The sequence below is a fragment of the Microbacterium sp. EG9 genome (assembly GCF_059759475.1).
Window position 1 is genome coordinate 1,720,231 of sequence record NZ_CM186217.1, and the last position, 22,704, is coordinate 1,742,934.

A 22,704-nucleotide genomic window follows, 5' to 3' on the forward strand; every position below is an offset into this window, starting at 1 on the left:
GACGAATGCCCCCAGGCTAGGCCCGGTCGGCGCTCATCCCCCAGGGGTTGACAACCTCGACGCCGGCAGCGCGCAGATCTCCTCAGGGACGGTGGAAGGGATCGGCGTACAGCCGCTCCGGCACGCGGAATCCGTAGATCGCACGCCCGGACGCCCAGATCGCCGCCGCGCCGGCGCGGACGAGGTCGATCGGTCGCGATCCTTCCGACACGATGTGGATGTCCGCCCCGTCGATCCGCACGGCGGCGTCGCGCACTGCCGTCGTGTCGCCGCGCACGATCGTCTGCGGGTACTCCTCGTGGAGTTCGCGCAGGTCGCCGAGGATGTAGGTGGGGCGCGAGGTGGCCGGCGCCGCGAGCACGTGCTTGGGACGATCGATACCCGTCAGCACCAGCACCGAGTCGAGACCGGCCGCCTGGGCGCCGGCGATGTCGGTGTCGAGCCGGTCGCCGATGAACAGCGCCTTCTGCGCGCCGAATCGCGCGACGGCCTCATCGAAGATCGCACGCTCCGGCTTTCCGGCGACGACGGCGAGTCGGCCCACCGCCGTGTGCACCGCAGAGACGAGCGTCCCGTTCCCCGGCGCGATGCCCCGCGCCTGAGGGATGGTCCAGTCCGTGTTCGTGGCGATCCAGGGGATGCCGCCGGCATCCTCGGGCGTCGCCAGCGCGTACGCGGCCTCCGCCAGCTGCTCCCACCCCACGTGGGGGGCGAACCCCTGCACGACCGCGGCAGGTGCGTCCTCCGCACTGCGTGTGACGACGTATCCGGCCTTCTCCGTCTCGAAGACGAGCCCGTCGCCGCCGACGATGAGGATCGTCGCGCCCGGGGCGACGCGTTCGCGCAGCAGCCGCATCGCCGCCTGCGGGCTGGTGACGACGTCTTCGGCGCGCGTCGACGTCAGACCCAGCTCACGCAGGTGTTCGGCGACGACCGCGTCGCGACGAGACGCGTTGTTGGTGATGTACCCGAGCCGTCGCGACGCACCGGCGGCATTGAGGCTGTCCACGGCGTACGGAAGCGCGCCGGGACCGGCGTACACCACGCCGTCGAGATCGGCCAGCACGGCGTCCACGCCGTCCAGGGGCGTGGACGCCGTGCGCTTCGAGAACAGCGCCATCAGTCGTCGGCCCCCTCTGCAGACGTCGCATCCGGCTCGACGGCGTCGGAATCGTCGACGTCGACGTGCTGCTCATCCTCGTCGAGCGGCAGGGCGATCTCCTCGACCTCGTCGATCTCGATCACCTCGAGGTCCGCATCCACCGCGCCGAGAGCCTCGGCGGCGACGTCGGCACGACGCTGCCACTGCTGGGCCTCGTCGAGACGACCGAGCTCCTCCAGCACCGCCGCTCGCGCGGCGAAGAGGCCCGGACTCCACGTGAACGCACGATCCGGGTCGAGCTCCGGGATGTCGAGCTCCTGCAGCGCTCGCTCGGTCTCGCCGAGATCGAGCCGGGCGCCCGACATCGCGATCGCCAGCTCGACGCGCGCCTCGGTGGTGAGCGCAGACCGGTCGACCGCACGTCCCACTTCGAGAGCACGGTCAGCGCGACCGACGCCCCGCTCGCTGTCGACGAGCAGAGCGATCTGGTCGTCACGACCGGAGATACGGCGGTAGGTGCGCAGCTCGCGCACCGCGAGGGCGAAGTCGCCGAGCGCGTAGGCCGTGATCGCCACGGTCTCCCGGACGATCGCGATGCGGCCGGCGCTGCGGGAGGCGGCGAGAGCGTGCTCGTGCGCCAGCGCGGGGTCGTCGTCGATCAGACGCGCGGCCATCGCCAGGTGACGGGCGACCTGCTCGGCGTTCTCCTTCGAGAGGGTCTTGAGCTCGTTGCGAGCCGATGTCGGCAGATCCTGAGGGGTGACGTCGTCGGGCAGCTGCGGACCGACGGGGCCGGTGCGGCGCTCCGACCCCTGCGGCGGACGCGACGTCCGCTCGCCGTCGCGCTTCGCGTAGGGCTTGCGCTCACCGTCGCGCGAGGCGTACGGCTTACGCTCCCCATCGCGGGACGCATACGGCTTACGGTCGCCGTCGCGCTTCGGGTACGGCTTCCGCTCCCCGTCACGCGAGGCGTAAGGCTTACGCTCACCGTCGCGCGACGCGTAGGGCTTCCGCTCACCGTCGCGCGACGCGTAGGGCTTGCGCTCACCGTCGCGCGAGGCGTACGGCTTCCGCTCCCCATCACGGGGCGCATACGGCTTCCGCTCACCGTCGCGCTTCGGGTAGGGCTTGCGCTCACCGTCGCGAGAGGCGTGCGGCTTCCGCTCACCGTCGCGCGGCGCATACGGCTTACGCTCCCCATCGCGCGAGGCGTACGGCTTCCGCTCACCGTCACGAGACGCGTACGGCTTACGCTCCCCATCACGCGAGGCGTACGGCTTCCGCTCACCGTCACGAGGCGCATACGGCTTACGATCGCCGTCGCGCTTCGGGTAGGGCTTACGCTCTCCATCACGCGAGGCATACGGCTTGCGCTCGCCCTCCCGCGGTGGGCGCGACGAAGAGGGACGCTGCCCTCCGCGCTGCGGGTCCGAGTTCCTCCCCCGGCGCTCGGCGTTCGCATCCTTGTTGTCGGGATCGCGCTCCTGTGCCATCGAAGGGGTTCCTCTCGGTCTGTTAACGGGAAATGGCCACCCAGCGTTGGGTGGCCATTTCCTGAAATGAAGTCCGGCGGTGTCCTACTCTCCCACAGGGTCCCCCCTGCAGTACCATCGGCGCTGTGAGGCTTAGCTTCCGGGTTCGGAATGTGACCGGGCGTTTCCCTCACGCTATGGCCGCCGAAACACTATTGATGTTTCATCAAGCACACAACGATCGAAGATCAGTTGTGCAGTTCTCGACCGTACATCGAGAACCACTCAGTGGACGCAAGCACCAAAACGGTGTGTTATCAAGTCATCGGCTTATTAGTACCGGTCAGCTTCACGTGTTGCCACGCTTCCACATCCGGCCTATCAACCCAGTAGTCTGGCTGGGAGCCTCTCGCCCGAAGGCATGGAAATCTCATCTTGAGGCCGGCTTCCCGCTTAGATGCTTTCAGCGGTTATCCATCCCGAACGTAGCTAACCAGCGGTGCTCTTGGCAGAACAACTGGCACACCAGAGGTTCGTCCAACCCGGTCCTCTCGTACTAGGGTCAGATCCTCTCAAATTTCCTACGCGCGCAGCGGATAGGGACCGAACTGTCTCACGACGTTCTAAACCCAGCTCGCGTACCGCTTTAATGGGCGAACAGCCCAACCCTTGGGACCTACTCCAGCCCCAGGATGCGACGAGCCGACATCGAGGTGCCAAACCATGCCGTCGATATGGACTCTTGGGCAAGATCAGCCTGTTATCCCCGAGGTACCTTTTATCCGTTGAGCGACAGCGCTTCCACAAGCCACTGCCGGATCACTAGTCCCGACTTTCGTCCCTGCTCGACCTGTCAGTCTCACAGTCAAGCTCCCTTGTGCACTTACACTCGCCACCTGATTGCCAACCAGGTTGAGGGAACCTTTGGGCGCCTCCGTTACTTTTTGGGAGGCAACCGCCCCAGTTAAACTACCCACCAGGCACTGTCCCTGAACCGGATTACGGTTCGAAGTTAGATATCCAGAGTGACCAGAGTGGTATTTCAACAATGACTCCACGGTAACTGGCGTCACCGCTTCAAAGTCTCCCACCTATCCTACACAAGCCACACCGAACACCAATACCAAGCTGTAGTAAAGGTCACGGGGTCTTTCCGTCCTGCTGCGCGTAACGAGCATCTTTACTCGTAGTGCAATTTCGCCGAGTTCGCGGTTGAGACAGTTGGGAAGTCGTTACGCCATTCGTGCAGGTCGGAACTTACCCGACAAGGAATTTCGCTACCTTAGGATGGTTATAGTTACCACCGCCGTTTACTGGGGCTTAAATTCTCAGCTTCGCCTTACGGCTAACCGGTCCTCTTAACCTTCCAGCACCGGGCAGGCGTCAGTCCGTATACATCGTCTTGCGACTTGGCACGGACCTGTGTTTTTAATAAACAGTCGCTACCCACTAGTCTCTGCGGCCACCACACCCTTTTTGAGGCAAGCTCATATAAGTGGATGGCCCCCCTTCTCCCGAAGTTACGGGGGCATTTTGCCGAGTTCCTTAACCACGATTCTCTCGATCTCCTTGGTATTCTCTACCTGACCACCTGAGTCGGTTTGGGGTACGGGCGGCTAGAACCTCGCGTCGATGCTTTTCTTGGCAGCAGAGGATCACCCACTTTTTATCCGCATCGTGTCTCAGCCTGTAAGAGTCACGGATTTGCCTATGACTCGGCCTACGCACTTGCCCCGGGACAACCATCGCCCGGGTTGGGCTACCTTCCTGCGTCACACCTGTTAATACGCTAACCGCACCAGCATGGGGTCATGCGCTAGCTCCAACGCTCTCACCCCGAAGGGATCGATACAAAGGAATTCGGGCACTTAGCACCACTGGATTAGTTTGGGCGGTTCTTCGCCGGTACGGGAATATCAACCCGTTGTCCATCGACTACGCCTGTCGGCCTCGCCTTAGGTCCCGACTTACCCAGGGAAGATTAGCTTGACCCTGGAACCCTTGGTCTTTCGGAGGACGTGTTTCTCACACGTCTTTCGCTACTCATGCCTGCATTCTCACTCGTGTGGCCTCCACGGCTGGTTCACACCGCCGCTTCGCTGGCCACACGACGCTCTCCTACCCATCAACACGGCTGGACCACGAAGGCCTACCAATAATGTCAATGCCACAACTTCGGTGGCGTGCTTGAGCCCCGTTACATTGTCGGCGCGGAATCACTTGACCAGTGAGCTATTACGCACTCTTTCAAGGGTGGCTGCTTCTAAGCCAACCTCCTGGTTGTCAGAGCAACTCCACATCCTTTCCCACTTAGCACGCGCTTTGGGACCTTAGTTGGTGGTCTGGGTTGTTTCCCTCTCGACTATGAAGCTTATCCCCCACAGTCTCACTGCTGCGCTCTCACTTACCGGCATTCGGAGTTTGGCTGACGTCAGTAACCTTGTAGGGCCCATCGGCCATCCAGTAGCTCTACCTCCGGCAAGAAACACGCAACGCTGCACCTAAATGCATTTCGGAGAGAACCAGCTATCACGAAGTTTGATTGGCCTTTCACCCCTATCCACAGCTCATCCCCTCAGTTTTCAACCTAAGTGGGTTCGGCCCTCCACGACGTCTTACCGTCGCTTCAGCCTGGCCATGGATAGATCACTTCGCTTCGGGTCTAGGACACGCGACTGAATCGCCCTATTCAGACTCGCTTTCGCTACGGCTACCCCACACGGGTTAACCTCGCCACGTATCGCTAACTCGCAGGCTCATTCTTCAAAAGGCACGCTGTCACCCCTACTAAGGAGGCTCCAACGGTTTGTAAGCAAACGGTTTCAGGTACTATTTCACTCCCCTCCCGGGGTACTTTTCACCTTTCCCTCACGGTACTTGTCCGCTATCGGTCATCTGGGAGTATTTAGGCTTATCAGGTGGTCCTGACAGATTCACACGGGATTTCTCGGGCCCCGTGCTACTTGGGATACTCTTCGCGCCAAGAGAGGCATTTCGACTACGGGGTTGGCACCCTCTATGACCTGGCTTTCAATCCAGTTCGTCTATACCTTCTTGTAACGCCGGCTGCTCGGCAGAACAACCAGAAAAGTCCCACAACCCCGAATACGCAACTCCTGCCGGATATCACACGTACTCGGTTTAGCCTGTTCCGGTTTCGCTCGCCACTACTAACGGAATCGCGGTTGCTTTCTCTTCCTGTGGGTACTGAGATGTTTCACTTCCCCACGTTCCCTCTACCCGCCCTATATATTCAGGCGGGAGTCACTGGGTCGGCACGCCGCCCAGCGGGGTTTCCCCATTCGGACACCCTCGGATCACAGTGTGCTTATCCACTCCCCGAGGCTTATCGCAGATTGCTACGTCCTTCTTCGGCTCCAGATGCCAAGGCATCCACCGTTTGCTCTTAAAGACTTGAAATCACATGAGTTTGAATCGTCAATCGAAATTGACTAATGATCTTTAAGATCATCTTCACGAGATGATTACTCATCTCGAAGATGCTCGCGTCCACTGTGTAGTTCTCAAAGTACGGGCGGTACCCTCCCCGCACCAGCACCAGCCGGCAACAGAAAGAGTCCTGAGGTTCGTCTGCTCCCAATCCGAAGATCAGAGCGCATCCGGTCCCTCAGGACCCAACAGCGTGCATGTGCCGGCTCACTCACCCCCAGCGTTCCCAACCCGAAGGCCGTACTAACTCGAAGATCACTCCCCCACACCTCATCAAACGTTCCACCCATGAGCTAACCGGCAAGACACATTCGGCCCTGATCCGGCGCCTGGACACCCCAAAGAGTGCCAGATGCTCCTTAGAAAGGAGGTGATCCAGCCGCACCTTCCGGTACGGCTACCTTGTTACGACTTAGTCCTAATTACCGATCCCACCTTCGACGGCTCCCTCCACAAGGGTTGGGCCACCGGCTTCAGGTGTTACCGACTTTCATGACTTGACGGGCGGTGTGTACAAGACCCGGGAACGTATTCACCGCAGCGTTGCTGATCTGCGATTACTAGCGACTCCGACTTCATGAGGTCGAGTTGCAGACCTCAATCCGAACTGGGACCGGCTTTTTGGGATTCGCTCCACCTCACGGTATTGCAGCCCTTTGTACCGGCCATTGTAGCATGCGTGAAGCCCAAGACATAAGGGGCATGATGATTTGACGTCATCCCCACCTTCCTCCGAGTTGACCCCGGCAGTATCCCATGAGTTCCCACCATTACGTGCTGGCAACATAGAACGAGGGTTGCGCTCGTTGCGGGACTTAACCCAACATCTCACGACACGAGCTGACGACAACCATGCACCACCTGTTCACCAGTGTCCAAAGAGTCCCGTATTTCTACGGTGTTCTGGTGTATGTCAAGCCTTGGTAAGGTTCTTCGCGTTGCATCGAATTAATCCGCATGCTCCGCCGCTTGTGCGGGTCCCCGTCAATTCCTTTGAGTTTTAGCCTTGCGGCCGTACTCCCCAGGCGGGGAACTTAATGCGTTAGCTGCGTCACGGAATCCGTGGAATGGACCCCACAACTAGTTCCCAACGTTTACGGGGTGGACTACCAGGGTATCTAAGCCTGTTTGCTCCCCACCCTTTCGCTCCTCAGCGTCAGTTACGGCCCAGAGATCTGCCTTCGCCATCGGTGTTCCTCCTGATATCTGCGCATTCCACCGCTACACCAGGAATTCCAATCTCCCCTACCGCACTCTAGTCTGCCCGTACCCACTGCAGACCCGAGGTTGAGCCTCGGGATTTCACAGCAGACGCGACAAACCGCCTACGAGCTCTTTACGCCCAATAATTCCGGATAACGCTTGCGCCCTACGTATTACCGCGGCTGCTGGCACGTAGTTAGCCGGCGCTTTTTCTGCAGGTACCGTCACTTTCGCTTCTTCCCTGCTAAAAGAGGTTTACAACCCGAAGGCCGTCATCCCTCACGCGGCGTTGCTGCATCAGGCTTGCGCCCATTGTGCAATATTCCCCACTGCTGCCTCCCGTAGGAGTCTGGGCCGTGTCTCAGTCCCAGTGTGGCCGGTCACCCTCTCAGGCCGGCTACCCGTCGACGCCTTGGTGAGCCATTACCTCACCAACAAGCTGATAGGCCGCGAGCTCATCCCTGACCAAAAAATCTTTCCAGCTACTGACCATGCGATCGCAGCTCGTATCCAGTATTAGACGCCGTTTCCAGCGCTTATCCCAGAGTCAGGGGCAGATTGCTCACGTGTTACTCACCCGTTCGCCACTGATCCACCCAGCAAGCTGGGCTTCACCGTTCGACTTGCATGTGTTAAGCACGCCGCCAGCGTTCATCCTGAGCCAGGATCAAACTCTCCAAAAAGAAAAAATGCATACACCACCGGGAAAACGACGATGCAGCGAGTTCGAAACTGACCAAAAGGATGCCATTACTGACAATCCATACGCCAACCCCAAAAGAGGCTGGACTTGATCCAAAGGAATCTCACCCAGCCGAAGCTGAGACGAGGTTATTTGGCATTTGACAAGTGCACGCTGTTGAGTTCTCAAGGATCGGATGCTCCTGCTGCTCGGCCTCTCAGCCTCACCCGCAGGGCAACTTCTCTATCTTATCCCTCTCGCGCATCTTGTCAAGTCGGCGTCTCCGGATCCGAAGATCCGTGGTGACGACCGCTGGCAACGGCTGCACGGGGGAAACCCTCATCCCAGGCCGGATGGTCTGCCCTCGTGGAGGGTGTGGGATGGGGATCGGTTCTCCGCTTGAGGGGGCGAGGCCTTCCGGCCCTTCGCTCTTCCCTGTGGGGCGAACGGATACAAACTTAGGTCGGATCCGCGCCGGCGGCAAATCACACCGGCATCCCGGGCGTGTCGCGCGCTCCCCGGCGTCTGTCGGCGCGGCGTCGCGGCGATACTGGCGGTATGCGCATCCCCGTCGGCGACGGCCCGACCTGTCCTCTGTGCGGGGACCGCCTGGGCTTCGAGGTCCTGGACGACGAGAGGTTCCTCGTCGCCTGGTCGTGCCTCACCTGCGGGCCCGTCCTCACCACGGAGCCGTAGCCGGCGTCCCTCTCACCGCCGCGGTGTCAGAGCCGACGATCGAGCGGGCTCGTCCGTCCTCCGCGCATGGTGAGCGCAGTGGCGAGGGTGATCCCCACCAGCACCGTCACGTATCCGGAGAAGACCCACGGCGTCGCAGCGGTGGCGTGGTAGATCAGCGGCGCCGTTCCACCGAAGAGGGAGTTGGCCACGGCATAGCCGAAGCCGACGCCGAGAGCACGCAGCTGCGGAGGGAAGGCCTCGGCCTTGACGATCGTGTTGGTGGCGAGATAGCCGGTGAGCACGGTGAACACCGCGACGAGGGCGGCGAACAGCACCCACGGATCGAGGAGTCCCCCGGCCACGGCGACGACCGGGCCGATGACGATGACGCCCGCCACGCCGAAGAACACCAGGAGCGCCTTGCGCCCGACGCGATCGCTGAGCGCGCCGCCGACGGGCTGCAGCACCATCAGCACGATCAGCGCGAGCAGGATCGCGGTCGTGCTGGCCCGCTCGGCTGCCGCACCCCCGGAGCCGTACGCGGCCTCACGCGACACCGCCGGCACCGTGACGGTGAACGTGTAGAAGGCGGCCGTTCCGCCGGAGGTCATCAGGACGACCCACAGCAGCGGACGCCACCCCTCGCGCAGGAGGACGGCCAGGGTGACTCCCGCCGTGGGGCGACGCCGCTCCCCCGGCATCCGCCGCGCGACCAGCAGGGTCGACAGCCCGGCGAGCGCACCGATGCCGAACGCGACCCGCCATCCCCACGCGGACACCTCTGCACGGTCGACCGAGGTGAGCAGCACCAGCAGCGTGGCCTGCGCGAGCACCTGACCGGCCACGATCGTCGCCGTCTGGAACGAGGAGAAGAAGCCGCGTCGGCCGTCGGTCGACACCTCCGAGAGGTACACCGCCGACACACCGTACTCTCCGCCGGTCGCCACGCCCTGCACGAGCCCGACGAGCAGGAGGATGCCGCCGGCCGCCGCGCCCGCGTCCGACGCCGTCGGACTCACCGCCAGCACGGCCGATCCCGCCGACATCAGCAGGACGCTCGACACGAGCGCGAATCGCAGGCCTCGCCGATCGGCGATACGTCCGAACAGCCAGGACCCCACCGGTCGCATGACGAAGGTCAGCGCGAAGATGCCGTAGACGTAGACGAGTGAGCCCCCGTCGGCGGGGTCGAAGAACTCCGTCCGGAAGAACGGCGCAAACGCCGCGAAGACGTAGAGGTTGTACCACTGCACGAGGTTCGGGAACGACCCGCTGAGGAGCATCCGGAGACCTCGGGAGCGAGCCGGATCGACGCCGGCCGCCGTCGCGGCAGAACTCATGCGCTCACTTTAGGGGTGCTCCGCGGTGCGCCGGTGCGACGACGCGAGCGGGCCGGGGCGTCAGACGTTGAAGCGGAACTCCACCACGTCGCCGTCCTGCATGACGTAGTCCTTGCCCTCCAGGCGCGCCTTGCCCTTCGCACGCGCCTCGGCGACGGAGCCCAGCGCGACGAGATCATCGAACGAGATGACCTCCGCCTTGATGAAGCCCTTCTCGAAGTCGGTGTGGATCACCCCCGCGGCCTGCGGCGCCTTCCATCCCTTGCCGATCGTCCAGGCGCGCGCCTCCTTGGGGCCCGCCGTGAGGTAGGTCTGGAGTCCGAGCGTGTCGAAGCCGATGCGGGCGAGCTGGTCGAGTCCCGACTCGTCCTGACCCGTCGACGCGAGGAGGTCGGCGGCATCCGCCGGGTCGAGGTCGATGAGCTCGGACTCGATCTTCGCGTCGAGGAAGACGGCCTTCGCCGGAGCCACGAGCGCGGCCAGCTCGGCCTTGCGGTCGGCATCCGTCAGCACCGCCTCGTCGACGTTGAACACGAAGATGAACGGCTTCGCCGTCAGCAGACCGAGCTCCCTGATCGGCGCGAGGTCGATTCCGGAGGCCGACAGCAGCTCGCCGCGCTGCAGCGCGTCACGCGCGACGACGGCGGCCTCGAGCACGGCGGGATCGAGCTTCTTCCCGCGCACTTCCTTCTCGTACCGGGTGATCGCCTTCTCGAGCGTCTCGAGGTCGGCCAGCTGGAGCTCGGCGTTGATGGTCTCCATGTCGGATGCCGGGTCGACCTTGCCGTCCACGTGCACGACGTCGGAGTCGGCGAAGCCGCGGACCACCTGCGCGATCGCATCGGCCTCGCGGATGTTGGCGAGGAACTTGTTGCCGAGCCCCTCCCCCTCGCTCGCGCCGCGCACGATGCCCGCGATGTCCACGAAGGAGACGGCGGCCGGAAGGATGCGTTCGCTTCCGAACACCGCGGCGAGCTTCTCGAGCCGCGGGTCGGGGAGGTTGACGACGCCGACGTTCGGCTCGATCGTCGCGAAGGGATAGTTGGCCGCGAGAACCTGGTTCTTGGTCAGCGCGTTGAACAGGGTCGACTTGCCGACGTTGGGGAGACCGACGATTCCGATGGTAAGAGCCACGGGATCTCAGTCTACGCGGGCGACGACCTCACCCCGCGACGGCACGGAACCCGTGCGTGACGTACGGCAGCTCCACGCGCGCGTCGCCGACGGCTCCGATCTCGTCGAGCAGAGCGGCGACCTCCTGCTCGATGCGTGCGCGCTCCTCGGCCGGCGCGGTGATGACGTAGCTGCGCGAACGCACCATCGAGAGGACCTCATCGCGGGTGACGGCGCGCGACCAGCGCCAGCTCTCGCGCTCCAGCGTGCCGAACGGCGCCGCGACGGTCGGCCCCTCGCCCGCGAGCAGCTCCTCCGCGTGGCTTCCCTTCATCGCCGCACCCAGTCGCGCGACCCAGGAGACCGACTCGTCGCGGATGTTCCAGATCAGCCCGATCACACCGCCGGGCCGCAGCACCCGCGCGGCCTCGGCAGAGGCCTCGGGAACGCGCACCCAGTGCCACGCCTGGCCGAAGACGACCGCATCGACGCTGCCGTCGGCCAGCCCCGTGGCCTCGGCCGCGCCCGCGCGCACCTCGACACCCGGAAGGGAACGACGAAAGGCGTCCCGCATCGCGGCATCCGGTTCGACGGCGACCACCTCCGCGCCCGCCCGCCGCAGCGCCTCGGTCAGCTTGCCGGTGCCGGCGCCGACGTCGGCGACCCGCGGACGTCGGCCGGCCGGAGCGATCATCCAGGCGACGGCTTCCGCCGGGTACGACGGACGACCCCGCTCGTACTCCCCCGCCGCCGCCCCGAAGCTCGTCGCCATCTCGTCGCGCGTCGCCATGGTCCGACCCTACGCCGCCCGCAACCGCGTGCAACCTTCGGGTTCCTAGCGTCGGAGCATCGGGCGGAACGGCTCCGCCGAGAGGAAGTGATGTCGATGACGACTCTGACCGAAACCTCCGTCGCGGCGGGAACCCGCGACGATCGGACGACGATGCGCGCAGCCGTCGTGACCGCGGCGGGCGAACCCCTCGTCGTCGCGGAGGTCCCCATCCCCACGCCGGGACCGGGCCAGGCCCTCGTGAAGGTCATCACGAGCGGTGTCTGCCACACCGACCTGCACGCCGCCCGCGGCGACTGGCCCGTCGCGCCGAAGCCGCAGCTCATCCCCGGCCACGAAGGCTACGGCGAGGTCGTCGCCCTCGGTCCCGGCGTGACCACCCTGTCGATCGGACAGAAGGTCGGCAACGCGTGGCTGTGGTCGGCGTGCGGCACGTGCGAATACTGCCGCACCGGCTGGGAGACGCTGTGCCCCGATCAGCAGAACGGCGGATACTCCGTCGACGGCAGCTTCGGGGAGTTCATGCTCGTGGACGAGAAGTACGCGGCCCGCATCCCCGACGGCGCCGACCCGGTGGAGGTCGCGCCGATCCTCTGCGCCGGCGTCACCGTCTACAAGGGGCTGAAGATGACCGGGGTGCGCCCCGGCGAATGGGTCACGATCTCGGGCATCGGCGGGCTCGGACACATCGCCGTGCAGTACGCACGCGCCCTCGGGATGCGGGTCGCCGCGGTCGACGTCGACGACGACAAGCTGGAGCTCGCGCGGCGGCACGGCGCCGAGGTGACGGTCAACGCGGCACACACCGACCCGGGAGCCGCCATCCAGGAGGCCACCGGCGGCACCCACGGGGTGCTCGTCACAGCCGTGCACCCGAAGGCGTTCGATCAGGCGCTCAGCGTCGTGCGGCGCGGAGCGACGATCGTCTTCAACGGACTGCCGCCCGGGACCTTCGACGCCGACATCTTCGACATCGTGCTGCGGGCGATCACGATCCGCGGCTCGATCGTGGGCACCCGCCAGGACATGATCGAGGCCCTGGACTTCTACGCGCGCGGCCAGATCCATCCGACGGTGCACGTCGAGACCCTCGAGGACATCAACGACATCTTCGAGCGGATGGAGCGGGGCAAGATCGACGGCCGGATCGTCATGACCTACTGACCCGGCGCCACGACCAGCGGGGAGCGATCGCAGCAGGATCGCTCCCCGCTCTCCTTGCGCCCCGGCCGCACACGGCGGTGTGCGGCGAGCACGGCGCGCCTGCCGCGGCGGCCGGGGCACGACACGCAGAGTGGACGCGTGGCCCTGGACTTCACCGCGATCGACTTCGAGACGGCGAACTCCTCCAGCGCCTCCGCGTGCGCCGTGGGACTCACCCGGGTCCGGGACGGGCGCGTCGTGGCGACCGCGGGTTGGCTGATCCAGCCCCCGCCGGGCCACGACCGGTTCTTCGAGATCAACGTCGGCATCCACGGCATCCGCCCCGAGGACGTCGCCGACGCCCCCTCCTGGGCCGCCCAGCTCGACGACCTCGCCGCCTTCGTCGGCGATGACGTGGTCGTCGCGCACAACGCGGGCTTCGACATGAGCGTCCTGCGCCGCGCCTGCGAGGTGACGGATGCCGCGTGCCCGCCGTACCGCTACGTGTGCAGCCTCCAGGTGGCGCGCAAGACGTACGATCTCGCGTCATACCGGCTCCCGCTGGTGGCCGCCGCCGCGGGGTTCCTCGATTTCGCGCACCACGATGCGGCGGCCGACTCTTTGGCCTGCGCGCACATCATGATCGACGCCGCGGCCCGCGCGGGGGCGCACGACGTCGTCGAGCTCGCGATGCTGCTCGGTGTGCGCGTGCCGCAGCTCGCGGGCACGGCATCGCGCCCCACCGCGGCGGTTCCGACCTTCTGACGGTGCGGCGCACGACGATGTCCGAGGCCTCGGGCACGCTGTGCACATGGATGCACTCGTCGTCATCTCCCTCGCGGTCCTCTGCCTGATCTGCGGCCTGGTCGCCGGCTGGTTCACCGGCGGCGCCCGCGCGGCCGAACGTGCCGCCCGCGATGCTGCGGCGCTCACCGCGCGCCTGGGCGCCGCCGACGCGACGGCGCGCTCGCTCGGCGAGCAGCTCGAGCAGCAGCGGGCGCTCACCCGTGAGCTCAGCGCGCAGGCGCGCGCCGACCAGAGCGCGCAGCAGGAGCGGGAACGACGCGAGCAGCTCGTGCTCCGCGCGCTCGCCCCCGTCCAGGAGACGTTGGAGGCGATGCAGCAGAAGGTGACCGCCCTCGAACGCGACCGCCAGACCCAGTTCGGCTCCCTCGCGGAACAGCTGCGCCAGGCGCAGGCGTCGGATGAGGCGCTGCGCGCGACGACGGAGTCGCTCGCCGGAGCCCTCCGCTCGAATGCGACGCGCGGGGTCTGGGGCGAGACGCAGCTGCGGCGGGTCGTCGAGTCGGCCGGGCTGACCCGTTACGTCGACTTCGACCTGCAGTCGTCGGTCACCTCGCACGCCGGCGAGGGGCGCCCCGACATGATCGTGCGCCTTCCCGGGGGCAAGTCGCTCGCCGTCGATGCGAAGGTGCCGCTCGACGCGTACCTCGAGGCATCCGCGATCCCCGTGACCACTCTCGGGGAGGAAGCGGCCCGGCGGGCACAGCTGCTGCAGCGGCACGTGAAGGCGGTCCGCGCGCACGTGGACGCCCTCGCGAAGAAGGCCTACTGGAGCGGATTGGACTCCAGCCCCGAGTTCGTCGTGTGCTTCCTGCCGAACGAGGCGCTGCTCGCGACCGCCCTCGAGGAGGATCCGACCCTGCTCGACTACGCGTTCGGCAAGCGCGTGGCTCTGGCGTCGCCGGTCAACCTGTGGGCGGTCCTGAAGACCGTCGCCTACACCTGGACCCAGCAGGACGTCTCTGCCGAGGCGCGCCGTCTGTTCGATCTCGGAACCGAGCTCTACCAGCGCCTCGGCGCCCTCGCCGGGCACGCCGACGATCTCCGCCGCGCCATCGAGCGGACGGTGGACACCTACAACCGCTTCGCCGGGTCGCTGGAGACCCGCGTGCTCGTCACGGCGCGCAAGTTCCCCGGCATCGATGAGACGAAGCTGGATGCGGCAGCAGCACCCACCGCGATCGAGAAGACACCGCGGAAGCTGATCGCCCCCGAACTCACCGACGGTGCCGCCGAGGCCATGGTCGCCGACGTGGGCGACCTGCGCGATCGACTGTGAGCGCGCCGGATCAGGCCGGGAAGAGGTTCAACAGCCCGACGACCGCGACGGAGACCGCGACGAAAGCGCCGATCATCCACCACGCGCTGACCTGATGCCCTTCCGGCATCCGTCGCCGCAACAGGACGTCGGGCCTGCGCGCGGGGTCGACCGGCACGGTGACCTGACCCGTTCTGGGACTGCTCGATGCTGCGGACATGTGACCCCCGGACTGCGTGGACGACGAATGTGTCGCCGGTGACACCGCTCCACATTCTGCCAGAGCGGGCGTCAGCTGTCCTCCACGCCGCCGCGCGTCGCGCTCAGAGCCACTTCGAGGTGAGATGCTCCGAGGAGATGCGGCGCAGCGTTCCGGACGCGCCGCGCAGGACGACGCTCTCGGTGTAGACGAAGTCGCCGTCGCGACGCACGCCCGCGACGAGCTCGCCGTTGGTGACACCGGTCGCGACGAAGATCGTGTTGCGTCCCTTCACCAGTTCGTCGGCTTCGTAGACGTAGCCGTCGAGCTTGAGACCGGCGTCGATCCCCCGCTGCTTCTCGTCGTCGTCGCGCGCCCAGAGGCGACCCTGGATGTGACCGCCCAGTGCCTTGATCGCGCAGGTGGTCGCCACGCCCTCGGGGCTGCCGCCGATGCCGATGCACATGTCGGTGCGCGCGTTGTGGCGCGCCGCGTTGATGCCGCCGGCGACGTCGCCGTCGCTCATCAGACGCGTGCCCGCGCCGGCTTCGCGGATCTCCTCGATGAGGCGCGCGTGGCGCGGACGGTTGAGCACGGAGACGACGAGTTCGTCGACGGGCTTGCCGAGCGACGCGGCGAGCCGGCGGATGTTCTCGCCGACGGGCAGGCGGATGTCGACGACGCCGACGCCGGCGGGACCGGTGACGATCTTGTCCATGTAGAAGACGCTCGAGGCGTCGAGCATCGAGCCACGGTCGGAGACGGCGAGCACCGAAAGGGCGTTGTTGCGCCCCTCCGCGGTCAGCGACGTGCCGTCGATGGGATCGACGGCGACATCGCACTGCGGCCCCCGCCCCGTCCCGACGTGCTCACCGTTGAAGAGCATCGGGGCGTTGTCCTTCTCACCCTCGCCGATCACGATGACGCCGTCGAAGGCCACGGTGGTCAGGAACGCGCGCATCGCGTCGACGGCCGCGCCGTCGGCCTTCTCCTTCTCGCCGCGCCCGATGAAGGGGACCGAGCGGATGGCTGCGGCCTCGGTGGCGCGCACGAGCTCCATCGCGAGGTTGCGGTCGGGGTGCAAAGGGCTCATGTCCGCGGTCAGGCTCACCATGTCGCCAGCCTAGAGCGACACCTGCGTCTGCCGTGGCGTTTTCGGCGGCGCCGCAACGAAGGAACCGCGATTCTTTCACCGCGGACAAGCGGGAGGGGACTCTTTTGCCCGGTCGCCCCCTCACGGACGGTCCCGCCGCTTCGATAGGCTGAGCCTGGAATCCCCGCAGAACTGAGGAGCAGAAATGCCTGTCGCCACCCCTGAGCAATACGCCGAGATGCTGGACCGTGCGAAGGCCGGTGGATACGCGTTCCCCGCGATCAACGCCGCCAGCTCGCAGTCGATCAATGCCGTCCTGCAGGGTCTGACCGAAGCCGGCTCCGACGGCATCATCCAGGTGACGACCGGCGGCGCCGACTACTTCGCCGGCCACACCGTCAAGGGCCGTGCCACGGGTGCCCTCGCGTTCGCGAAGTTCGCCACCGAGGTCGCGAAGAACTACCCGATCACGGTGGCCCTGCACACCGACCACTGCCCGAAGCCGGCGCTGGAGGACTTCGTGCTGCCGCTGATCGCGGCATCCGAGGAGGAGGTGCGCGCCGGTCGCAACCCCATCTTCCAGTCGCACATGTGGGACGGCTCGGCGGTGCCGCTCGAGGAGAACATCGAGATCGCCAAGCAGCTGCTCCCCCGCATGAAGAACATCAACGCCATCCTCGAGGTCGAGATCGGCGTCGTGGGCGGCGAGGAGGACGGCGTCAAGCACGAGGGGTCGAACGAGGCCCTGTACACGACCACCGCGGACGTCTCGAAGTTCGTCGACGCGCTCGGACTCGGCGAGAACGGCCGGTACATCGCGGCGCTGACGTTCGGCAACGTGCACGGCGTCTACAAGCCGGGCAACGTGAAGCTGCGCCCGGAGCTGCTCGGCGAGATCCAGGCGGGCATCGCGGAGAAGTTCGGCACCGGCGCGAAGCCCCTCGACCTCGTGTTCCACGGCGGCAGCGGCTCGACGCCGGAGGAGATCGCCACCGCGGTCGCCAACGGCGTCGTCAAGATGAACATCGACACCGACACGCAGTACGCGTTCACGCGCTCGGTCGCCGGGTTCATGTTCAGCAACTACGACGGCGTGCTCAAGGTCGACGGCGAGGTGGGCAACAAGAAGGCCTACGACCCGCGCGCCTGGGGCAAGATCGCCGAGTCGGCGATGGCGGCCCGCGTGGTCGAGGCCACGCAGCAGCTCGGTTCGGCGGGCCACTCGATCAGCATCTGATCCGTCCCCGTACGACGAACGCCCTCGGAGCCGCGCTCCGGGGGCGTTCGACGTACGGGCCGTCGCCGCGGATGCCCGACCGTGACCGGCGCGGGGCGCCCGCGACGATCACGCGGGATCGGCGTACGCGTCCAGGAGTCCGGGCGCGCCGTCGGGCACGTGGATGACGGTGAGGGGGTCGCCGGCGCGGACCGACCCGGTGCGCACGACGCGCAGGTACGGGCCCAGTCGACGCTCCGCCGAGAAGCGGCGCACCCAGCCGCGCTCGGCCGACCGGTCGACCGAGCGCACCCAGCGCGCGAACGTCTGGCAGGGCGTCCGCGGCATCGTCACCTCGACGACGGCGGTCTCGCCGATCCTCCATCGCTCACCGATGCGCGAGCGGTTGACGTCCAGCCCGTCGACGCGGAGGTTCTCGCCGAACCACCCGGGCGGCAGGTCGACGCCCAACTCGGCCGCCCAGAAGTCGGCGTCCTCCTGCGCGTAGGCGTAGAGGGCCTTGTCGAGGCCGCCGTGGTGCTTGCGATTGGCCTGGACGTCGGCATACGCGCCGTAGCGTCCGAGGCGGACCGGCCCCTCGACGGCGGCCTTGTCGATCGCGGTCACCCCGAGCGCCCCGGCGTCGGGTCGCAGCGCCCGCACGACGCACACCGCGAGGAGCGTGCCGGATGCGCTCATCGGGCGAAGTGGCTGACGATCGCGGGGTCGCCGAGCAGGGGGATCGTGAGGCACACCGTCGCGATGATGAACGTCACGATGGCCCCGACGAGGGGAATCCACCACGACAGCCGGTGCGCCCTCAGCGAGGCCCAGGACAGCACGGCCGTCAGCATCCAGCCTCCGATGAAGACGAACGCCGAGATGCGCCCCCACAACTCGCCCTGCGCCGTGTTGGTGAAGGTGGCGTCGATCCCGGCGACCTGCATCCAGGTCTGCGCGAAGCCCGCGAAGTCCCACAGCTGGGGAACCGCGCTGATGACGGTGACGAGGCCGTACACGAGCAGCGCGAAGGTGATGATCCGATCGGCCGTGCGCGACGGACGCGCCGCGGCGGTCGTCGCCGGCGCGGTCGGCGGATGGGCACGGCTCGGGACGGTGGGCGGGAGCACGGGATGCTGCGCCGGCAGCGCCGGCTGCGCGATGCGCGCGCGCTGCTCCTCCGGTGTGGCGTACTCGCCGTACTGCGGGCGCGGGCGCGTCGGCTCCGCCGCGGGCTCGCTCACGTCCGGGACCGCCCGCCGAGCGCGCGGTCGTCACGGCGTCCGGTGGCGTCCTGACGCAGCTCCTTCGGGAGGGAGAACATCAGGTCCTCCTCGGCGGTGCGCACCTGCTCGACGTCGGCGTAGCCGGCGCCGGCCAGATCGGCGAGCACCTCCTGGACGAGGACCTCGGGGACCGAGGCGCCGCTGGTGACGCCGACCGTTCCGACGCCGTCGAGCCACTCCTGCCGGATCTCGTGCGCGTAGTCGACCCGGTAGGCCGCCTTCGCGCCGTACTCGAGGGCGACCTCGACCAGACGTACCGAGTTCGAGGAGTTCGACGAGCCGACGACGATGACCAGATCCGCGTCCTTGGCGACCTTCTTGATGGCGACCTGGCGGTTCTGCGTCGCGTAGCAGATGTCGTCCGACGGCGGATCCTGCAGGCTCGGGAAGCGCTCACGCAGACGGCGCACGGTCTCCATGGTCTCGTCGACCGAGAGCGTGGTCTGCGAGAGCCACACGACCTTCTCCGGGTCTTTGACGACCACGCGATCGGCCTCGTCGGGCGAGTTCACGACGGTGACGTGGTCGGGAGCCTCTCCGGCGGTGCCTTCGACCTCTTCGTGGCCGTCGTGGCCGATGAGCAGGATCTCGAAGTCGTCGCGCGCGAAGCGCACCGCCTCGCGGTGCACCTTGGTGACGAGCGGGCAGGTCGCGTCGATCGCCTGAAGCCCGCGCTCGGATGCCGCGTTCACGACGGCCGGCGAGACCCCGTGCGCGCTGAAGACCACGTGCGCACCGGACGGGACCTCGTCGACCTCTTCGACGAAGATCGCCCCCTTCGCCTCGAGCTCGGTGACGACGTGGATGTTGTGGACGATCTGCTTGCGCACGTACACCGGGGCGCCGTAGCGTTCCAGCGCCCTCTCGACGGCGATCACGGCGCGGTCCACCCCCGCGCAGTATCCGCGCGGGGAGGCCAGGAGGACCTTCTTGGGCCCTGGCACCGGGTTATCCTGGAGCCGTCCGCGCGGTCCTGGGATATGGGGCGTCGGTAGACGGACGGCAGAGCTGCTCACCCCTCGATTCTAGGGAGGGCGGGCTGAGTGAGGGCCGCATGCGCGCGGCGGAAAGGCAGCGATGGCTTCGTTCGCGTCCGCTCCCGGTGAGGTCGCTCCGCCGGATGCCGTGGCCCCGCGCGATTCCCGCGCCGACGCGCCGACCTCCGTGTCGCGGCTGAACGAGACGATCCGCGGCTTCGTGTCGACCTGGGGCTCGGTGTGGGTCGAAGGCGAGATCACGGCGTGGAACCTCCGCGGCGGTCACGTCTTCGGCCGCCTGAAGGACGCCAACGGCGACGCGATGATCTCCTTCCGCCTGTGGTCATCGACGCTCCAGCGGCTGCAGGACGACGTGAAGGTGGGCGACCTGGTGGTCGCGTGCGTCAAGAGCGACTTCTTCGTCAAGACGGGCGATTTCACCTTCACGGTGTCGGCCATGCGGCACACGGGCCTGGGAGACCAGCTCGAACGGCTGGAGCGACTGCGCACCCGGCTGCGGAGCGAGGGGCTGTTCGACCCCGCGCGCAAGAAGCGCATCCCGTTCCTCCCGCACGTCGTCGGGCTCATCACGGGTGAGCGCAGCGACGCCGAGAAGGACGTGCACCGCAACGCCGAGCTGCGCTGGCCGGAGGTGCGCTTCCGCACGATCCACGCCGCGGTGCAGGGCGAACGCTGCGTGCCGGAGACGATCGCCGCGCTGGCCGCGCTGGACGCCGACCCCGAGGTGGACGTCATCGTGATCGCCCGCGGCGGCGGCGACCCCCAGACCCTCCTCGGCTTCAGCGACGAGCGTCTGGTGCGGGCGGTGGCCGCGGCATCCACCCCTGTCGTCTCGGCGATCGGGCACGAGAACGACCACCCGCTCCTCGACGACGTCGCCGACCTGCGCGCCTCCACCCCCACGGATGCCGCGAAGAAGGTCGTCCCCGACGTGTCGGAGCAGCGCGCGCTCGTGCAGCAGCTGCGCACGCGCGCCCGCACCCGTCTCACCCAGCGGATCTCGCACGACATCGCCCAGCTGGAGCAGCTGCGCTCGCGGCCGGTGCTGCGCTCCCCCGAGTCGCTGCTCACGCCGCGCTCGCACGAGCTGTGGACGCTCGTGTCGCGCGGTCGCGACGTCGTGACGCGACGCCTGGATGCCGCCGACCGGACGACCGCGCAGCTGCGGGCCTCGCTGCGCGCCCTGTCGCCCGGCGCGACGCTGTCGCGCGGATATGCCATCGCGCACCTGGACGGCGGCGTCATCGTCCGGGACGCCGCGCAGGCCCCGGCGGGGGCGTCGGTCACGGTCACCGTCGCCGAGGGATCGTTCGCCGCGCGATCGGAGGGACCCGTCGCCGAAGACGTCGGGGCGGCGTCCTAGAATGGACGCCATGACCAGCGACACGGCCGCCGACGTCGCCGATCTCTCGTTCGAGCAGGCACGCGACGAGCTCGTCCGCGTCGTCGCCGAACTCGAGCAGGGCGCTCCGACCCTCGAGCACTCCCTCGCGCTCTGGACGCGGGGAGAGGCGCTCGCAGCCCGCTGCGAGGAGTGGCTCCTGGGCGCCAAGCGCCTGCTCGATGCCGCTCGTCCGGCGGACGCGGAGTCGTGATGGCCGCCGGTCCCCGCATCGTCGCCGAGCTCGGTCGCCCCGAGACGCCCGACGAGACCGCCGACCGCAAGGCTGCGGCATCCCGCGCCTATCGGCAGAGCAAGACGTTCCGCAACCTCGTCGCCGCACTGCTCGTGACGATGGCGGTCGTCGCCGTCGTGTACTTCGGCGTGCCCCGCGGGTCGCTGCCCGACCCCGAAGAGGCCGACGTGGCGGCATCCGCGCAGAGCGCATCGGCATCGCTGGAGCACACCCTGCTGGTTCCCACGGTGCCGCAGGACTGGCGCGCCAACTCCGCGCGTCTCGAGGGCTCGATGTGGCGCATCGTCTACGCGCCGCCGACCGGCTACATCCGCATCGCGCAGGGCATCGACGCCGACCCGACGTGGGCATCGAAGGTGCTCGGGGGCTTCGCCCCGACGGGGAGCGTCACGATCGACGGCATCGTCTGGGACGAGTACACGATCCCGGCGTCGGCACGCACCGACACGGTCTCCTACGCCCTCTCGACGGCGGCCGGCACCGACACGGTCCTCATCTACGGGGCCACCGACGCCCCCACCGCCGCGGTCGCCGCCACCGGCGTGACCGACCAGATCCGCACGCTGCGCGAGGAGACGCGATGAGCACGACGACCCGCCCGACGCCCGCGACCGTCTGGGCCGAGATGCGCGAAGGCAATGAGCGCTTCGTGGCGGGAGAGCCCCGCCACCCCCGTCAGGACGTCGAGCGCCGCAACGAGCTCGCGGCCGCGCAGACCCCGCGCGCCGCGCTGTTCGGATGCGCGGACTCGCGCCTGGCGGCCGAGATCATCTTCGACCAGGGCCTCGGCGATCTGTTCGTGGTCCGCAACGCCGGACAGGTGGCCTCCGATTCGGCGATCGCCAGCCTGGAGTACGCCGTCGCGGCGCTCGATGTGTCGTTGATCATCGTGCTCGCCCACGACGCGTGCGGGGCGGTGCGCGCCGCGATCGACTCGACGGCCCTCGGCTCACCCGAGCTGCCCTCGCACATCTGGCGCCTGATCGCCCGCATCGTTCCGGCGGCGCGAACCGTGCTGCGCGACGCCGGCGGCGACGTCGACCCGCGCACGCTGGATGCCGAGGAAGTCGGCCGCGAACACCTCAAGAACACGGTCGACGACCTCCTCGCCTCCTCTCGGCTGATCGCCGAGGCCGTGGCCGAGGGAAGACTGGGCATCGTCGGGGCCAACTACCGGCTGAGCGAGGGCACCGCCGTGCCGCACGTCACGGTCGGACTCGACGAGGCCTGACCGGTCCCG

The 22,704-nt window shown here is 67.1% G+C and carries 19 protein-coding genes and 3 rRNA genes; 9 read left to right on the forward strand and 13 right to left on the reverse strand.

Annotated features, from left to right (window positions below; all coding sequences use genetic code 11):
• Window positions 1–82: 82 nt before the first annotated feature.
• The 5 genes from AC6CQV_RS08135 to AC6CQV_RS08155 all read right to left on the reverse strand — a co-directional run bounded on the left by AC6CQV_RS08135 (window position 83) and on the right by AC6CQV_RS08155 (window position 7,910).
• Complete coding sequence (locus AC6CQV_RS08135; RefSeq protein ID WP_498259187.1) at window positions 83–1,120, reverse strand: HAD-IIA family hydrolase; 1,038 nt, start codon at window positions 1,118–1,120, stop codon at window positions 83–85.
• Window positions 1,120–2,595, reverse strand: coding sequence for a primosomal protein (locus AC6CQV_RS08140; protein WP_498259188.1), 1,476 nt, complete (start codon window positions 2,593–2,595; stop codon window positions 1,120–1,122). The genes AC6CQV_RS08135 and AC6CQV_RS08140 overlap by 1 nt, the downstream gene beginning before the upstream one ends.
• A gap of 71 nt (window positions 2,596–2,666) precedes the next feature.
• Window positions 2,667–2,783, reverse strand: a 5S ribosomal RNA gene (gene rrf, locus AC6CQV_RS08145).
• Window positions 2,784–2,887: 104 nt separating this feature from the next.
• Window positions 2,888–5,994: ribosomal RNA gene (locus tag AC6CQV_RS08150) — 23S ribosomal RNA — on the reverse strand.
• 393 nt (window positions 5,995–6,387) lie between these two features.
• Window positions 6,388–7,910: ribosomal RNA gene (locus AC6CQV_RS08155) — 16S ribosomal RNA — on the reverse strand.
• The 16S, 23S and 5S rRNA genes sit together here, the layout of an rRNA operon.
• 557 nt (window positions 7,911–8,467) lie before the next feature.
• Here AC6CQV_RS08155 and AC6CQV_RS08160 point away from each other — a divergent pair.
• Window positions 8,468–8,605, forward strand: a complete 138-nt coding sequence (locus tag AC6CQV_RS08160) for a hypothetical protein (RefSeq protein WP_191008393.1) — start codon at window positions 8,468–8,470, stop codon at window positions 8,603–8,605.
• 26 nt (window positions 8,606–8,631) lie between these two features.
• Here the strand turns inward: AC6CQV_RS08160 and AC6CQV_RS08165 are convergent, their stop codons facing one another.
• From AC6CQV_RS08165 to AC6CQV_RS08175, 3 genes are read right to left on the reverse strand one after another with little or no spacing between them, the layout of a single operon-like run.
• On the reverse strand, window positions 8,632–9,927 hold the full coding sequence (locus AC6CQV_RS08165; RefSeq protein ID WP_498259189.1) for an MFS transporter: 1,296 nt from the start codon (window positions 9,925–9,927) through the stop codon (window positions 8,632–8,634).
• Window positions 9,928–9,987: 60 nt separating this feature from the next.
• Window positions 9,988–11,061: a redox-regulated ATPase YchF gene (ychF, locus tag AC6CQV_RS08170; RefSeq protein WP_498259190.1), complete on the reverse strand. Its 1,074-nt coding sequence runs from the start codon at window positions 11,059–11,061 to the stop codon at window positions 9,988–9,990.
• 28 nt (window positions 11,062–11,089) lie between these two features.
• Window positions 11,090–11,830: a class I SAM-dependent methyltransferase gene (locus tag AC6CQV_RS08175; protein ID WP_498259191.1), complete on the reverse strand. Its 741-nt coding sequence runs from the start codon at window positions 11,828–11,830 to the stop codon at window positions 11,090–11,092.
• 96 nt (window positions 11,831–11,926) lie between these two features.
• On the opposite strand from AC6CQV_RS08175, the gene adhP reads away from it, so the two are divergent.
• From adhP to AC6CQV_RS08190, 3 genes are all read left to right on the forward strand, one after another.
• Entirely contained in the window at window positions 11,927–12,994 is a 1,068-nt protein-coding gene (gene adhP / locus AC6CQV_RS08180) for an alcohol dehydrogenase AdhP (protein ID WP_498259192.1), read from the forward strand.
• 138 nt (window positions 12,995–13,132) lie between these two features.
• Window positions 13,133–13,738 (forward strand): exonuclease domain-containing protein, encoded by a 606-nt coding sequence (locus AC6CQV_RS08185; RefSeq protein WP_498259193.1) that lies wholly within the window; start codon window positions 13,133–13,135, stop codon window positions 13,736–13,738.
• Between the two features lie 46 nt (window positions 13,739–13,784).
• Window positions 13,785–15,056 carry a DNA recombination protein RmuC gene (locus tag AC6CQV_RS08190; protein WP_498259194.1) on the forward strand — a complete coding sequence of 424 codons (1,272 nt, stop codon included), beginning with the start codon at window positions 13,785–13,787 and terminating at the stop codon, window positions 15,054–15,056.
• 10 nt (window positions 15,057–15,066) lie between these two features.
• Here the strand turns inward: AC6CQV_RS08190 and AC6CQV_RS08195 are convergent, their stop codons facing one another.
• Window positions 15,067–15,255 (reverse strand): hypothetical protein, encoded by a 189-nt coding sequence (locus tag AC6CQV_RS08195; protein WP_060959246.1) that lies wholly within the window; start codon window positions 15,253–15,255, stop codon window positions 15,067–15,069.
• Window positions 15,256–15,358: 103 nt separating this feature from the next.
• Entirely contained in the window at window positions 15,359–16,348 is a 990-nt protein-coding gene (gene glpX, locus AC6CQV_RS08200; RefSeq protein ID WP_060959245.1) for a class II fructose-bisphosphatase, read from the reverse strand.
• 184 nt (window positions 16,349–16,532) lie between these two features.
• Between glpX and fbaA the strand changes: the two genes are divergently transcribed.
• Window positions 16,533–17,564 carry a class II fructose-bisphosphate aldolase gene (gene fbaA, locus AC6CQV_RS08205; protein ID WP_060959244.1) on the forward strand — a complete coding sequence of 344 codons (1,032 nt, stop codon included), beginning with the start codon at window positions 16,533–16,535 and terminating at the stop codon, window positions 17,562–17,564.
• A gap of 108 nt (window positions 17,565–17,672) precedes the next feature.
• Here fbaA and AC6CQV_RS08210 read toward each other — a convergent pair whose 3' ends face one another.
• The 3 genes from AC6CQV_RS08210 to AC6CQV_RS08220 are packed head-to-tail and all read right to left on the reverse strand — an operon-like array spanning window position 17,673 to window position 19,773.
• Window positions 17,673–18,242: an MOSC domain-containing protein gene (locus tag AC6CQV_RS08210; RefSeq protein WP_498259195.1), complete on the reverse strand. Its 570-nt coding sequence runs from the start codon at window positions 18,240–18,242 to the stop codon at window positions 17,673–17,675.
• Window positions 18,239–18,787 carry a DUF6264 family protein gene (locus AC6CQV_RS08215; protein ID WP_061782549.1) on the reverse strand — a complete coding sequence of 183 codons (549 nt, stop codon included), beginning with the start codon at window positions 18,785–18,787 and terminating at the stop codon, window positions 18,239–18,241. Before AC6CQV_RS08215 ends, AC6CQV_RS08210 begins: the two co-directional genes overlap by 4 nt.
• Window positions 18,784–19,773, reverse strand: coding sequence for a 4-hydroxy-3-methylbut-2-enyl diphosphate reductase (locus AC6CQV_RS08220; protein ID WP_498259196.1), 990 nt, complete (start codon window positions 19,771–19,773; stop codon window positions 18,784–18,786). Before AC6CQV_RS08220 ends, AC6CQV_RS08215 begins: the two co-directional genes overlap by 4 nt.
• A gap of 133 nt (window positions 19,774–19,906) precedes the next feature.
• Between AC6CQV_RS08220 and xseA the strand changes: the two genes are divergently transcribed.
• Genes xseA through AC6CQV_RS08240 form a run of 4 tightly spaced genes read left to right on the forward strand, consistent with a single transcriptional unit; the run spans window position 19,907 to window position 22,695 of the window.
• A complete protein-coding gene (gene xseA, locus AC6CQV_RS08225; RefSeq protein ID WP_191008360.1) occupies window positions 19,907–21,190 on the forward strand; it encodes an exodeoxyribonuclease VII large subunit in 1,284 nt (427 codons plus the stop codon).
• 1 nt (window position 21,191) lies between these two features.
• Entirely contained in the window at window positions 21,192–21,422 is a 231-nt protein-coding gene (locus AC6CQV_RS08230) for an exodeoxyribonuclease VII small subunit (RefSeq protein ID WP_082734119.1), read from the forward strand.
• Window positions 21,422–22,048: a DUF4245 family protein gene (locus tag AC6CQV_RS08235; protein ID WP_060959239.1), complete on the forward strand. Its 627-nt coding sequence runs from the start codon at window positions 21,422–21,424 to the stop codon at window positions 22,046–22,048. The genes AC6CQV_RS08230 and AC6CQV_RS08235 overlap by 1 nt, the downstream gene beginning before the upstream one ends.
• A complete protein-coding gene (locus AC6CQV_RS08240) occupies window positions 22,045–22,695 on the forward strand; it encodes a carbonic anhydrase (protein WP_101306035.1) in 651 nt (216 codons plus the stop codon). Before AC6CQV_RS08235 ends, AC6CQV_RS08240 begins: the two co-directional genes overlap by 4 nt.
• The last annotated feature ends 9 nt before the right edge of the window (window positions 22,696–22,704 follow it).